This is a genomic window from Pedobacter sp., from assembly GCF_037719805.1.
Taxonomy (GTDB): Bacteria; Bacteroidota; Bacteroidia; order Sphingobacteriales; family Sphingobacteriaceae; genus Pedobacter.
The window spans coordinates 51,239-66,107 of the sequence record NZ_JBBJLZ010000005.1; the positions used below are offsets into that span (position 1 = coordinate 51,239).

10 protein-coding genes are annotated in these 14,869 nt (G+C 38.3%); 4 read left to right on the forward strand and 6 right to left on the reverse strand.

Going from position 1 to position 14,869, the window contains the following annotated elements:
* Window positions 1–71: 71 nt before the first annotated feature.
* Together WKF66_RS16605 and WKF66_RS16610 are read right to left on the reverse strand one after the other, a co-directional pair.
* Window positions 72–1,178, reverse strand: a complete 1,107-nt coding sequence (locus WKF66_RS16605; RefSeq protein WP_489675611.1) for an acyltransferase family protein — start codon at window positions 1,176–1,178, stop codon at window positions 72–74.
* Between the two features lie 232 nt (window positions 1,179–1,410).
* Window positions 1,411–1,656 carry an SDR family NAD(P)-dependent oxidoreductase gene (locus WKF66_RS16610; protein ID WP_489675612.1) on the reverse strand — a complete coding sequence of 82 codons (246 nt, stop codon included), beginning with the start codon at window positions 1,654–1,656 and terminating at the stop codon, window positions 1,411–1,413.
* 240 nt (window positions 1,657–1,896) lie between these two features.
* Here WKF66_RS16610 and WKF66_RS16615 point away from each other — a divergent pair, with 240 nt between their 5' ends.
* Complete coding sequence (locus tag WKF66_RS16615) at window positions 1,897–2,334, forward strand: nuclear transport factor 2 family protein (protein ID WP_489675613.1); 438 nt, start codon at window positions 1,897–1,899, stop codon at window positions 2,332–2,334.
* A 203-nt stretch (window positions 2,335–2,537) separates the two neighbouring features.
* Window positions 2,538–3,113 (forward strand): chemotaxis protein CheB, encoded by a 576-nt coding sequence (locus WKF66_RS16620; protein ID WP_489675614.1) that lies wholly within the window; start codon window positions 2,538–2,540, stop codon window positions 3,111–3,113.
* Between the two features lie 510 nt (window positions 3,114–3,623).
* Here the strand turns inward: WKF66_RS16620 and WKF66_RS16625 are convergent.
* On the reverse strand, window positions 3,624–5,363 hold the full coding sequence (locus WKF66_RS16625; RefSeq protein WP_489675615.1) for a tetratricopeptide repeat protein: 1,740 nt from the start codon (window positions 5,361–5,363) through the stop codon (window positions 3,624–3,626).
* A gap of 298 nt (window positions 5,364–5,661) precedes the next feature.
* Between WKF66_RS16625 and WKF66_RS16630 the strand changes: the two genes are divergently transcribed.
* Window positions 5,662–6,753: a PAS domain-containing sensor histidine kinase gene (locus tag WKF66_RS16630; RefSeq protein WP_489675616.1), complete on the forward strand. Its 1,092-nt coding sequence runs from the start codon at window positions 5,662–5,664 to the stop codon at window positions 6,751–6,753.
* Window positions 6,754–7,562: 809 nt separating this feature from the next.
* Here WKF66_RS16630 and WKF66_RS16635 read toward each other — a convergent pair.
* Window positions 7,563–8,255 carry a 3-keto-disaccharide hydrolase gene (locus WKF66_RS16635; protein WP_489675605.1) on the reverse strand — a complete coding sequence of 231 codons (693 nt, stop codon included), beginning with the start codon at window positions 8,253–8,255 and terminating at the stop codon, window positions 7,563–7,565.
* Window positions 8,256–9,112: 857 nt separating this feature from the next.
* Here WKF66_RS16635 and WKF66_RS16640 point away from each other — a divergent pair.
* Window positions 9,113–10,753, forward strand: a complete 1,641-nt coding sequence (locus tag WKF66_RS16640) for an ATP-binding protein (protein WP_489675617.1) — start codon at window positions 9,113–9,115, stop codon at window positions 10,751–10,753.
* Between the two features lie 407 nt (window positions 10,754–11,160).
* On the opposite strand, the gene WKF66_RS16645 is transcribed toward WKF66_RS16640, so the two are convergent.
* Together WKF66_RS16645 and WKF66_RS16650 are read right to left on the reverse strand one after the other, a co-directional pair.
* Window positions 11,161–12,312, reverse strand: a complete 1,152-nt coding sequence (locus tag WKF66_RS16645) for a PAS domain-containing sensor histidine kinase (RefSeq protein ID WP_489675618.1) — start codon at window positions 12,310–12,312, stop codon at window positions 11,161–11,163.
* Window position 12,313: 1 nt separating this feature from the next.
* Window positions 12,314–13,558, reverse strand: a complete 1,245-nt coding sequence (locus WKF66_RS16650) for a PAS domain-containing protein (protein WP_489675619.1) — start codon at window positions 13,556–13,558, stop codon at window positions 12,314–12,316.
* Between the last annotated feature and the right edge of the window lie 1,311 nt (window positions 13,559–14,869).

A 14,869-nucleotide genomic window follows, 5' to 3' on the forward strand; every position in this document is an offset into this window, starting at 1 on the left:
GGAAAGTCGTTACAGGCGAATTGATAAAGACCATCTTAAGAATAATGGAGCTAATGATAAACTAAATGCCATTACTTCAACCATTGTTTTTTTAGATATTTTCTAAGTGGGATATCTATCCATAACATCAAATAATAGGCTATCAAAATTAAGAATGGGACGCCTATAAAAGTTATTAATATCATTTCATTCGTCAATGGCTTATGTGTTTCTATATAACTAAGAAAAATCCATAGGAAGGGATAATGAATCATATAAAGGGGATAGGAAATCTCGCCTGAAAACCTGCATATTGTTGAATATCTTGTTTTTAATTTTGAACCTGCCCCAAGAACTACTAAAAAGGGGAAGTATAAAGTAACAATGATAGGGTCTATCAGCCAATTGGCACTCTCCATAAAGGGAAATAAAAATGCAATTAGAAGGAATGCCGTCATGGTAATAAAGCCTAAATTGTTGTTGATCCTCCATTGAAGCCTGTATACCACAATGCCAGCTAAGAAGGAATAAAATACGCGAGCTCCACCGGCAAGAAAATTATCTCCACCGAATCCTACTCCCAGAAACTTATAATTACTAGCAACATAAAATAACGTAATAGCCGCTATTAGAGTTAATGCCAAAAGCCCTTTATTTCGGATCTTAAAAAGAAAAGCTGCATATACGATATTGGCAATATACTCCCAGAAGAGTGACCACGTAGGTGGATTCAAATGAAATAAGTTAAAGTATCGTTCAGGAACCAGCGGATAGGGAATCATAAAACATGATGTTATAAACATCAAGATCGTTTGATCAGCATGCGCCTGAAATAATTTACTGAAAGGATCAAATATAAATGCAATTAAACCAATAATGGAACCAATTATTACAAGTGGATGAAGGCGAATTAACCTTAGTTTAAGAAATGCCACAAAACCCAAATTTGATATTTTAGAATGGTAAGCATAAGCAATTACAAATCCCGAAAGGCAAAAAAAGAAATCGACTGCAAGATATGCATGTGCAATAAAGTTGTCTTTATAGTCCGGGAAAACAAACTCCATAAAATGGAAAATGACTACAGCTACAGCAGCTACCCCTCGAAGGCCGTCGAGAAGTTCAAAATGTTGTTTAGTATTTAAGAGGTCTTTATTGTTGTTCTGTACATTCATGTATCCAAAGTAGTACTTGGTCATCTGCAAAGTAATTAATTTTTTTATCTGAAAACGGTGGAATAACAAGAACGCTGCGTTGAGCACTATCAAATAAAGAGGGAATAATGAGACGATGTACTATCAAATAATATCAGATCAAGGTTATTTAAGAAAGTTAAGCATGTTTTCAATTCTTTCCTGAATTGTATAATCCCCATTAATACTGATCACTGGACATGTAAGCTGTTCTAAGCAAGATTCATGTGCTTTCAAGTTACGTCCGTTGGCTGTATTGTCGTCCGGTAAGTGAGACCTGATCGGTCACGTCTAGCTGAAGTGGAACAGCGCCCTGACCGATCTCTTGAGCTGCAACCTTGCCACGTTCAAAGTTTCGAGATCCAACCAATACAGTAACGCCATTGGCGACCAATTCCTTTGCAACCTGTAAACCTATCCCTTGATTGGCTCCTGTAACGAAGGCAATTCGTTTGTATTGGTTATTCTCATGCTGAAGTATCATAATTTTTATGTTTTGATAAATAATAAATCAAAAGTCAACAGATACCCTCTAAAAAATATAAGCTAACTGAAGTTTTCTGTATGCAAAATGAGGATGGCGGCAGGCTGTATATAGTGAAAACTCATATTTGCGCAACGACAGGCAGAATTAAGAATCATGTTTTATTCCTTACATCTCAGGAATATATTTGCTACCTTTAAATGAAGCCTGGCGCGATTTAGCATCTAATCTAATTTCAACATGAAACTTATTTTTACTTTAACGCTCGTTTGTATCTCATTAATAATCAATGCTCAAAGCGATCCGGATTCCCGTATAAAAAGATTAGAACAGCTAGAGGCCGCTGCAATGCTCAAAGGAGACACCCTAAGTCTTTCTAAATTGTGGTCTCCCGATTATGTTGTTAATAACCCACTAAATGTAGTTGTAGATGTGAAGACTATTAAGTGGCTGATCAGAAACGGAAAAATTGATTATACGTCATTTGATCGTATTATTGATAAAATCACTTACACTGGAAACCTGGCAATTGTAATGGGAACAGAGGTCGTAAAGCCAGAAAGAAATACCGAAAATAGTGGGAAAACTGTAAATAGGCGTTACACTAATGTTTGGATAAATACAAAAGGAACTTGGCTTCTGGTTGCTCGACAAGCGACCAATATAGAAGTAAAGTAGGTTTTATAATAATCTAACCTAATAACTACAACAATTATTATAGGTGGTTGTCTTGAAAAGGAATATATGGCTTTAGAAGTTAAAAGCCATCTGTTCGATATCGAAGGGCAACAAGTCTAAGCCTCTTTATCAACAAAATGTAACGAAGACGATACTACAATAGAATCAATGGACGTAATTAATACCTTTACAAGTAAAAAAGTTTGACTGCTAAAAAGAGATACATTATTGCATTAGGAGCCTCAGCTGGAGGTATAGTTGCCTTGTCAGAATTCTTTGATAATTCCTTACCTGATGGCGTCACGTACGTAATCACGACCCACTTATATCCCCATCAGAAAAGCTTGCTCGGTGAGATTATTCAAAAACATATTGACATAAGGGTCTGTGATGTTGAACACAGCTCTAAAATAGAGAGCAATGTAATTTACGTAATGCCAGAGAACAAGATCATGACTATAGAAGATGGTAGGCTAATACTGAATCCTCGCGACTTGTCGATCAAGGTTAACAAGGCCATTGACATTTTCTTTAACTCATTAGCGAATGACACTGAGTTTCTTAAAGTAGCAGTGATCTTATCAGGTATGGGCGTTGATGGAACCGAAGGTGTTAAAGCGCTGTCAAAAAAGGGAGCTTACATTATCGCTCAAACTGCGCTGTCTGCCGACGAATCCAGTATGCCTTATAGTATAATTAATTCGGGATATGCAGACGAAATTCTTGAACCAAAACAAATGCCAAGCGCGATATTAGCTTACCTATCTAGGCAATATTAAAAGGGATCGATCTCGAATCGGCTATCCTTTTGGAAAATCAGTTGCAGAAAATAGCATTGTCATTTAGTCGAGCTAAGAGAAAACAAGTGTCTCAGAAAACGAAGCAATTATTTCAGTCTGCTCACCCTCAAGAATCCAATGCATACTCAAGAATTTTGTCTTTTCGTTGGGTAATTGATTCACGCCTTGCGTAACAACTAGATGGTGTGTTACAAAAGTTGAGTTTGGTAGGGTGTTAGCACATAGCTGGATTTATATAGGCTATACCGAAAGTTCCGAAATAACTTTTGAGTTATTTAACAAAGAAGATAAAACATGTCTTAGACTTACTCATACCGGACTGGCCAGTTTCCCATCTGACGCACATTTTGCAAGGCATAGATTGAAAAGGGATGGTAACAGATACTTGGAAGTAATCTGAAAATGTACCTCACAATGAATTCAAAAGTCATTAGGCGTTGATGCTACTCAACTCCAATGGGATATGCAACTAATATGAGACTTTGTGAGCTAAAAAACAGGCGCATTGATTTCCAGATCTTTGATTTTCCAGGCATCCCTAAGTTTTGCATTTATCTTAATTAGCTCAATATTATTACTGGTCTGCTGATACACGGTTTTTAATCCAGTTAAAGCCCATCCGTTGTTGGGGTTGATAGCAAGGTCAGACTTCAGCACCTTAACAGCCATGGGGTACTTTTTTGCTTTGATTAACACCGTACCAAGATATTGCCTTGCAGGTAAGGGCCAGTCCCTTGGCTCGTTGTAGATAATATTATCTTCTGCAACGACCGCTTGCTTAAGTAAATCTATTGATGCCGTGTAACTCCCCTCTTCAGCAGCAATCATTCCCTTCAAAATTAAATCGGCCACAAGTGAAGTCTCGTAAGCAGAACTAAAATTATCCATAGGATATTTTAATGTGTTATCACCTAGCTTCTCCTCTAAAGCTTTTAGCTCAAACTTGCCAGAAATTACATTTCCCATGCTACAAAAAGCAAGCCCCCTTGCAAAATGCAAGAGAACCGATGCATAGCCTAGGGAATCCATCTTTTCAGAGGCAAGAATTTGGGCCCACTTTCCGAAACGCACATCGGTCAGAACAGGTTGCATATAGAGGTACTGATAAAAATTACCGGCAGAATTCTTTATGTGCATGTCTGCTTTGTTGACACTTGCCTGAACCATATTAGCAGCCTCCGATGCAATTCTATAATTTCCAGCCATATGGGCACAATTTTCTTTTAGGTGTATATTATGATCCTTATAAAGACCGCTTCCTCCAGCAATAGGTGAGAATGCCTTTACTGAATTATTAAAACCCTCAACCGCCAGATCATTGTCTATTATTCCCTGGCTGTAATTTCCTGTGCGGATATAAATATGTGATGGCATGTGCGTAATATGGGCCACTGATGGCATTAACGTATCAAGTAGGGCAGCACTTTCTAAAGCAAGCTCAGGATGTGCAGAAGCTTCCAGGACATGGATATAATAGTGGTTAGCCCCGGGATGTTTTGGAGAAATCAAAAGCGCCTTTTCCAGTAAACCACGAATTTGGGCCGTCCATACTTTTGGTTTCATGGCATGATCATAAAGATCCCAGGGATGAAGCAGCAATAACGCATCGGCATAAAGCGTAATGACGTCTGGATTTTGCGGAAAATCAATATAAACCTGTTCCATCGCCTTCGCGTAACGTGTCCTAAGCTGAAAAACGCTTATACTAGTGTCAGCGGTATAACGGACTTGCATGGCACCAATTAGTGCGGATTCCACAGCAGAAGTGCCCGCCTGGAACAATCTACTTTGAAGAGCCGCCTCTCCAGCAGCCGATGGCCCGCGGTAATCATTTCCATAATTAATATTTGGACCCATGGCGAGCGCCTTGCCATACCATGCCATTGCGTTTGTAGTATCAATCTTAGCTGCCTTACTAAAAGAAGCATATGCCTCGTATGCGTGGAAGGCATAATAATAACTCAGCCCCTGGTCAAAGAAAAACTGCGCGCTGTCTGATTCAGTAGTAATCTTAAAGCTGTAGTGTCCCCAGCCCTTCATGGCCGGAATGTCCGTTTCAGCATATGGCTCGATAAAGGACAATCCACAAAATGCTGCGTTTTTAAGTACCGACTTAAATGCTAAAATAGGTTTCTGAAACTGCGATTCTGCCTTGCGAAATGAAAGCATCCCAATGAAGACGATAACGACAACAAATGCCGGGATTATATATTTGTAATTCGCTTTCATTATTTGATCGAATAAGAAAATATAAGCTTAAGTACTCTGAGCTAGATGCTTAATAAATATAAGATATATATATATGGTAAAATTATGCATCAAGCAACTTGGTAATATATAATTTCCTAAAAAGCGAAATGGAAGCCCAGGATGACCCAGTTTGTTGTAACGAATCTTTAATATCTATAATCGACGATCATTTGATACGTGGCGTCAATTTCTAAAAATCACGCGGCAGCGGCCTAAGATATTTAGTAGAATAAATCCTCTATATTTGAAATCTTAATCAAAGCTTTTACAGAAACGAATGAAAATAGATAAACCCCAACTATTGAAAGAAATGGCAGATCAGTTTACTGAAATTTGTTTCATCTTTAACATTCCGGACAAAAGATTTGAATATATCAATTCTGCGTTTGAGCAAATTACAAAAAGAAAATCCGAGGATTTACTCAAAAATCCGGAAAAACTATTTGATGCCATTCACAAGGAAGATCTGATTTACGTGAAAGATTCATTCAGACAACTATTGAAAAACAAGTATAATAGTCTTTTAAATTTTCGAATTTGTCAACCTGACAATACCGAAAGGTGGATAAGGCTAAAGGTTACCCCAATTATAAAGGATGGCAAAATCACTTATCTAAGTGGTCTTGCAGAGGATGATACCGCGAGGAAAATAAGTATTTTTAATATGCAACAGGTCAGTGGCTGGAAAAATGCTAATCTTGAAATCTTGTCCCACGACTTAAGAGGGCCATTATCAATTGTTCAAATACTAACCAGTATCATCAATAAGAAAATACCTGATCATCCTGAACTTCATAAGCTTACCCAGATGATTACCGACATTTCAAAGCGAAACATTGAACTGATACAAACACTCCTGAAAAAAGAGTTCCTATCTACGGCAGCGATCGAAATCAGCAAAGAGCGATTAGATGTTGTTTGGGAAATAAATCAAGCATTAGATATTTACTTAAAATCTCAGGAAAACATTAAAAAGAAGTTTCATTTTACGCACTCCCATGACCAAATCTTTGCAGAGGTGGACAGTATGAAATTTCTACAGATTATAAATAACCTAGTGTCTAATGCCATAAAATTCACCGGTGATGATGGCAAAATCCTAGTCCACGTCGAGAAACTGGATAATTCTTTTCTGGTTACAGTTAAAGATGATGGAATTGGCATACCGAATAATCTTCAACCCATTCTTTTTCAAAAGTATACTAAGGCTGGAAGAACGGGTTTAGAGGGAGAACAATCAGTAGGACTCGGTATGTGGATTGTGAAAACCTTGACTGAGGCTCATGGAGGCAAAGTATGGTTTGAAACAGAGTTAAAGAAAGGCACAATTTTCTTTATAGAAATTTCTTTGGGCAATTTAAAAATGTAACTTTTTCTAGTTCTTAAGTGCTATTGTTATCAGATGACCCAAGATTTATGGTGTATTCCATTGCATTAGAAGTCAATGAAGCTTCGAAATTATAGAAATAACGCATATTAAAGGTCTTGTTTACATTTTCGAAAAGATTTCTATCGGTGTTAAAACCCTATGATTTTGAAGCTCTTCAAAGAACAACCGATATGCTAATTTTATCTTACATGAGCCTAGAGGAATCAGGACTCAGTTGTAGGAACCCAGTGAAGAACGTCTATTAAATCTAAACACGAGATACGCAGTACGTATATCACTTTTTAAACGCGTAATATTCCGTCAGGTTTTACTTATACTTTTACCGTATATACTCCATTACTAAGATAATAATAACACTGATACACATGGATCTCCGAATCTTAGGCGTCCTATCGAGGGCATATCAACCATCTCAAGTCTTTAGACGGCTTGTGTCTGGTAGACGACTTCTGTTTTTAACCTGTCAAGAAGGCTATCCTTGTGCGGTTATAATAGGCGTTCGTGAATATGACAAGAAAATTGATGGCAACGTTTTTATACGGAGACATCGTACCGACCTTAAGGGAGTGAAAACTGTAAACTGGAATAACATGGACCACAGATCCTTCCGCGAAGAAACCTTATTGAGTGATCTTACCGAACTTGTGAGCGATGTGCTATAGGAGGCTACCCTTCGTTTTCTGAGACAAAATATTGTTTCGCCTAGTTCATTAACGCTGCTGTTACACAGCAACTAAAAAAGTCCACTTTGTTTTCTTGAAGCCTAAAATGGTATGGTCACGATGATATTACAGCCGCTTTATTTTAATATTTTTAAGCCAAACTTTTTGCCCATGATGTTGAAACATAATGTGGCCACTGGTAGATGTAGCAAAATTAGGGTTGTCATTATATTTGCTTTTACGGATGAGGTCTTTTAATTCTTTTGATCCCAATGTATATTCAACAACTTTGACCCCGTTGATCCATTGTGTAACGTGACCATGATCTACTAATAACCTCGCGGTATTAAATTCCCCAACTACTTTCAATTGCTTATTTACCGGCGAAATTAGGTCATACAGAGATCCTGCGGAACGTATTGGGGCTTTATCATTAAAATTAATGTCATCCAGCAATTGGAATTCAAAATTATCTAACCAATTTGGGCTATTTCCATTGCCGGATTCGTGATCTGAGTTTTCCTGAACATTATAAAAAATACCACTGTTGCCGGCTTTAGATACTGCCCATTCCAGTGTCAAATCAAAATTAATATAGGTCTCTTTTGTTAGAATATCCACATTCGGCACATCCGTTTGGGTAACCAGTGCGCCATGTTCTATTTTCCAGGCATCAGATGGGAAAGTGGCCATTTTGTAACCTCTTAATCTATTGACCGTTTTTCCATTAAATAGATAATGCCATTTATTAGCTTTCTGAGAGTAGGTTAAATTGACTAAGCAAAATAACAGCAACAATAAAACCGACAGCTTCTTCATACTTATTATCACGATGATTTTTTTTGTAAGGTTAACACTTTTATTCGATGTAATATTAATTTACTGGCGTTTGTTTTATATAAAGGAGTAATACCATCACTCATTAACATCGGTAAAAATATTTGAATCTGATACTTACTTGGCGATACATATTTATCAAACCTCGTTTGTTTAAGTGGGCCCAATTTATCGACCTTGCTTGCAGCGTTATTATTCCATCGTTTAATGGTATTCATTGTAGGTTAGTTTTAAGCATCGACTTGAGTTTTAATAATTAAATTGCAAACGATAAGCTCGGTCGCCTATCTGTTGTGCAACCTTATTAACAATCTTACGTCTTCCTTACATGAACAGATTTTCAAAATGTTCGCTATGTTTTCTTCCTTAGGAAGCGCTACAGAAACACCTTCTGCAAAATCTAAAACCGGTTCACCCACATCCTACGGTGGACGCAAACCGTATTCTTGTGAAACAGGCGGCCCATATGCATGATAGCGATGTATCCTTTAATGATACGTCCACTTTAGCGCACTCGAAATGTTGGTTGCAAAACCATTAAAGCGCAGGCAAGTCCTTTCTTCATGAGTATTTCTTTTACAATCCATTCTTCTCACATTTTGCCACAACAATAAATGTTTTTCTTTTAAAATCAAGCCTACAATTGTTCGATTAACATTTAAAGCTCACTGTAAATTTGACCTTTTACAAGTTGATCGTCAATATACCTAAGGGTAGTAATAACATTTGCATAATGCTTATGCATGGTGATTCACCAACGGATCATAATTATTTAATCGTACATTTGATAAACGTTGATCCAGGCACTTCTAGCCATGAACTTCTTGTAAATCAAAAACATGCAAAACCCTGTATATGCTCATCAAAACTTCTTTGTTCAAGAGAAGGAAAGCAATTCGCTTCGAGGCGATCTTTTTGATAATTTGCCGATTGCCATTTACACTTGTGACAAATTCGGTTATATTACTTCTTTTAATAAAGCTGCAGTTGGATTATGGGGCAGAACTCCTGTAATAAGTGCCGACCTATGGTGTGGTTCCTGGAAAATATTTCAGACTAATGGTGAGCCACTTCTATTAGATTCCTGCCCAATGGCCAGAGCATTGAAAGAGAAGGTTGCTATTACAGGAGAAGAAATCATTGTTGAGCGTCCTGATGGCAACAGGCTAAACGTGTTGCCTTACCCTGTTCCTGTTTTTGATGACAATGGCGAGCTAACAGGCGCGATTAATACCTTGGTTGATATAACTGAAAAAAGAAAGGCAGACAGGAGTCTTAAACAACATGCCAAAAATTTGGAGACCTTAAACTTAATTGCAAAGGAAATTTCGGAGAGTTTGGATATTGAAGATATCTTACAAAAAGTGATTGATGCGACTACCTCCCTTACAGGTGCGAGTTTCGGTGCTTTTTTCTATAAAAAATTGAATGATGGCAAAGCGCACACGCTTTTTACCCTGTCGGGGGCACCTAAAGATGCTTTCGGGAAGCTTGTCCCGGCGTGTATCGATGCTGCGCTTCCTTTTACCGTCGGAGGAGGCATCATAAGGATTAATGATATCACTAAAGATCCAAGGTTTGATAAAAACCATTTGCAAAATAGTATGCCTTTTGTACACCTACCTGTGGTAAGTTACCTATTAGTTCCTGTTCTATCAAAAGCGGGTTCTGTTATAGGCACCTTGTACTATGGTCATCCGGAAGCCGGACGGTTTAAACCAGAACATGAAACCTTGGTTTCTGCTATCGCCGCTCATGCTGCCATTGCATTAGATAACGCTAAACTATATGAGGAGATACGCACGCTAAATTTGAAGAAGGACGAATTCATTGCAATGGCAAGTCATGAACTGAAAACGCCTGTTACTACCCTAAACGGGTACTTGCAAATTGTGGAGAAAGGGATACCCAATGACAACAAGAATAAGAATTATCTCCAAAGAGCGCTTAAACAAGTACAAAAGCTTACGGGACTAATCTCAGACCTTCTTGATGTTTCAAAGATTGAAGCAGGACAACTTCCTCTTTCTCTTACAGCCTTTGATTTGGTTACACTGGTTAAAGAAGTAATAGAATTGATGCAATATGGTATGAACAGCCACCGTATTGAAATAAGTGGTGACGTTGATACACTTTTGGTCTCCGCAGACAAGCAACGGATTGAACAGGTTATTATCAATTTAGTTTCAAACGCTGTTAAGTATTCTCCAAACGCGACTTTGGTAAAGGTCAGCGTTTCTAAAATAAAAGATAATGCGGTCCTAGCTGTGCAGGATTTTGGGATTGGCATCAGAGAAGAGCAGCTCGAGCGAATATTCTCCCGCTTTTACAGGGTAGAAGATCTTGCCGCGTTTATGTCAGGACTAGGGATTGGCCTATACATCAGCAAGGAAATCATTTCTAGACACAAGGGCAATCTCACTGTCACGAGCACGCTTGGGCTTGGTTCCACCTTTTCGTTTGAACTGCCTCTTAGATAAACTGCTGACTTCGCTTATGATGCATCCGCATTAAGTAAACGGATAACTAAAAACATGCATTTGTCGTACGCTGTGGCGAATATGCAGTTTATATTTTCCGGGCTTAGGTTTGTAAGCCAGATGAGGTTAAAATCAAAGTCATTGTTATGCCAACCGGTGCGCCATGTAAATGTATTTATCTACCAACCTCATTAAACCCTCCTTTCTTTAGAGAGTACTTATCAATTTGTCTGTACCAGCTTAATGGCAAATGATAAATCTTATTTTGAGTTAATTCCTAGCTTCTGCCTGGTCCTTATATCCGCCATTATTCCCCCGATTTAGGATAATAACTCGTTTTATGACTGTTAGTGAAAAGTTGCCATTTCTACACATCTGAGAAAAAGACATTTACAGTGGTGCTCAGTTCATCGCGGAAGCGATATAGTAAATGTTGATCCTTTACCCTTGCTACTTTCCAGCGAAATTCTTCCTTCATGAAAGCCAATTATTGATTTAGCTAGGTATAGACCAATACCTAATCCGCTGTAATGAGATTCGTTTTGTCCCTCTACCCGATAGAAACGTTCAAAGATATTTTTTTGATCTTTTTCATCAATTCCTATTCCGTAGTCCCTAATTCGAATATTTGCTACTTTATCTGCAGTTGTCAGAGATATGTCTATCACCTTGCTGTCTGGTGCATATTTTATTGCATTGGAAATCAGATTGATCAGCACCTGACTGATTTTATGCCGATCAACGTTAACCTCAATGTCCCTCTCCACATTTAAATTAAAATGATGTTGTTGATGGGTAAGCATAAAATCTTCTATTACTTCGGTTACAAGCACATCAAGCAATAAAGATTCTTTCCTTAAATCCAGCCTGCCGGCCTCGATCCTAGTCATATCGAGCATGTCGGCAATGAGCCCCGTTAACTGCACTAAAAGTTGATCGATCCTGTTTAAAGATGGCTTGAGTCTACTAGTCAGCGCTGAGGCCGTTTCCTTTTCTAATACCCTCAACAGCAACTGTACATGACCCTTGATTGAAGTTACTGGTGTTTTAAGTTCATGGCTAAGCATAGTTACGAAATCGCTTTTGCGCTGCTCCTCAACTTTCAATGTCTGGATATCTGTTGTCGATCCCACCCACATCGTAATCTGCTTATTATCATCTAAAATAGGTGATGCAATGTTTAGATGCCAGATGTATTTTCCCTGAGTATCCTTAAAACGCATTTCAGATACGTACGAAACGCCACTCTCGGCTGCATCGGCTAGCCCCGCCTGAAAGGTAGAAATCTCATCAGGATGCATCATTTTATGATAACCAAAGTCTCTAAGATCCTCAAATCCCATCCCGGCAAATTCCAACCAATGTTTATTAAAAAATGTCACTTCTCCGCTTGGTAGCGCATTGGAAATCTTAGCCGGAACCAGGTCGGCAAGCGATCGGAAATGCTGTTCACTTTGCTCAACCTGTTTACGGGAATTAACTTGCTTGGTCACATCTACCGCCACCACCAAAATATCGGCAGTGGCTCCTGAAGAATCAGATATAGGTTGATAGGTCACATTAAAAAAAGATTTCTTTTAATTCACCATCATGTTCCAACAGCGACCGGATCTCATTTGCGTAGAAAGCTTGCCCGGTAGTATAGACCTGATCGAGGATACCGAGGAAAGGTTGTCCCTGCAACTCCGGAAGCGCAGCACTTAATGACTTGCCCACGATTTCGCTGGTTTTACCCCAGACTTCTAAAATTTTAGCATTTGCAGACTCAATTATAAGGTCCCTTTGATGCAGTATACCTATAGCAACCGGAGCCTCTTGAATCAAGTATTTAAAGCGAGCCTCGCTGATGGCTAGCTCGTCATTGCTGAGTAGCAACTGTGCATTTGCTGAGATTAGGTCTTCGGCGTATTTTTCAAGTAATTTTCGTGACAAAACCCGGTCTGTAATCTCAAATGACATTACCAGCACACCGGTGCGCTTACCTTCAAGATCTGAAAGGGGTTGATAGGTATAATCAACATAAGTTTCCCGCGTGCTACCATCCGGACTTGTAAAGAGCACCGGGCTTTCTCTAACGTCAATTGTTTCGCCAGTCTCTATCACCCTGCGCAACTGGCTGGCAAACGGCTGGTCGGTAAGATCTGGCAAAATTTGCAGGAATGGCTTTCCCAGTACCTGGTCTTTGGTCCTTTCCCAATATGCAAGATTACTATTATTGATCATTTCGACGACTAGATCATAACCTCGGATAATGACTACCGATGCCGGCAGCATGTTGAGAACCTGCTCAAGTTTATTATTCGCCTGACTTAGATCTTCCTGTGAACGCTGCAGTTCCTCATTAATAACGTTCAGCCCTTCGTTAGATGTTTCAAGCTCTTCGTTCAATGTCTGTTCACGCTGCAGTGCTTCAGTACGATTATAGTCATCGGCTGTATCAATGAGTTCCTCAATGTCCAGCGCATAGCAGATGAACCCTATAAAACTTCCTTCGGTGGAATACCATGGTACCGACTGCTCAGCCAGCCAGCGGTAAACTCCAACCCCATCTTTATATTTATACTTAGTTTTAAAAGCAGTCCTAGATTCACTGTAGGATGCAAACAAACGATCAAATTCTAAACGGAATTCTTGATGAATCCCCGCTGAATAGACATTAAGGTCGCTGGAAAAACGCCTCCATTCCGAATTAAAGTAGCACAGTTCAGTAGCTATAAAGTTTGCCCGCACCATAATCGGCAATGGGTCCATGATCACCTGAAATTCTTTTTCGGTTTTAAACTGATACTGGTCTGTAAATTCCATATACAATGTTAATTAAACCGTTCACGTTTTGTTACCACTTCTTTGAAGTTTTTTGTTCGGCAGTTAATGTAGCTTATATTATCGGTTGTTAACTCGGTAGTGTAGTATAATCATAACCTTTCAGTAACAATACAAGAAGATGAATCTTATTTAATTAAGATTATGAAGTAGAGGCTTATGTTGTCATATTTACTTAGATGAAAATGGAGTTAGATGGAGCTGATTAAATGCTGATGAAGATTAACCGGCGCACTTGTTCTGGAAAGGGAAAACAAGGTGAACATATGCCTATATGAAACAGTATTATACAAAGCTTAATTAGGTATCTATCACTAAAGCCTATTTAAGATATAATGTTGGTTTAAAATGAAAATCTTTAAAATGAGAGTAGATGACATTTCGTATACAGTCAAGCAAAACGACAATGGTTATTCTCTTGTAATAAAAAGGAATTGAAGTACTAAAGTTTAAAGTTACTGTTGGTAAAATTTAGTATTCCATTGGGGAACCGATGTAGGAAACAAAAGTCATTTAATCGATAGGATTGGTTTAGCAATTGAGTTGCACAACCTTAAACGATACCTTTAACTGTTCAATATTTGTAACCCCTTGTATGTTAGAGAAGCAATATATTCATTATCTATTTTCTTAATTTCGATTAGGCCCTCCTTCGCTAATCGTTGAAAACCAGACTGACTGCCAATAAGAGTTTCATCTAGTTTAACTTTTTTATGTTGCGAAACATAAGTCAAAACCTTTATTATAAGTGGGAGATTATTTATCATTTGAATTTACCCGCAAGTATTAATCTCAAGATATAAATATATAACGCAATATAGGCTATGTAAGTATAATCTTACATAGGATCCCTTACCTGACATTTTCGAATTTGTCTCTCCGAACTATATAAGCAAATATTAAATCTCAGCGCCTTTCAGTGAAGACGGCGAAAATCATTTTTGTCAGGTTAATGTAGTCAGGGATCTCCCTTCTGTAGTTTATTTTGCTCAAAAATCTTTCCTATCTCCCAACTAGTTTATCGCTTTTCCCTCATTATCTAAGAGGGCTAAATCAGTCAGCCAGGATATTAGCTTTACGGCAAAAGAGAAATCTTCGTTTATTACGACACTTGTTTTATTCTTGCCGTACTGGATCTTTAGTTCACCGCTAAAGAAAAAAATTTAGGATGCTCTCTCTTCATGTTTCCTTATCGTCTTTTTTCTAAAACCCTTTCTTCTGAACGTAGAAGGCGATATGCCGACATAGTTTCTAAGTGTTAATGCAGAGACTATCGGCGTTTGTTATTTTAAT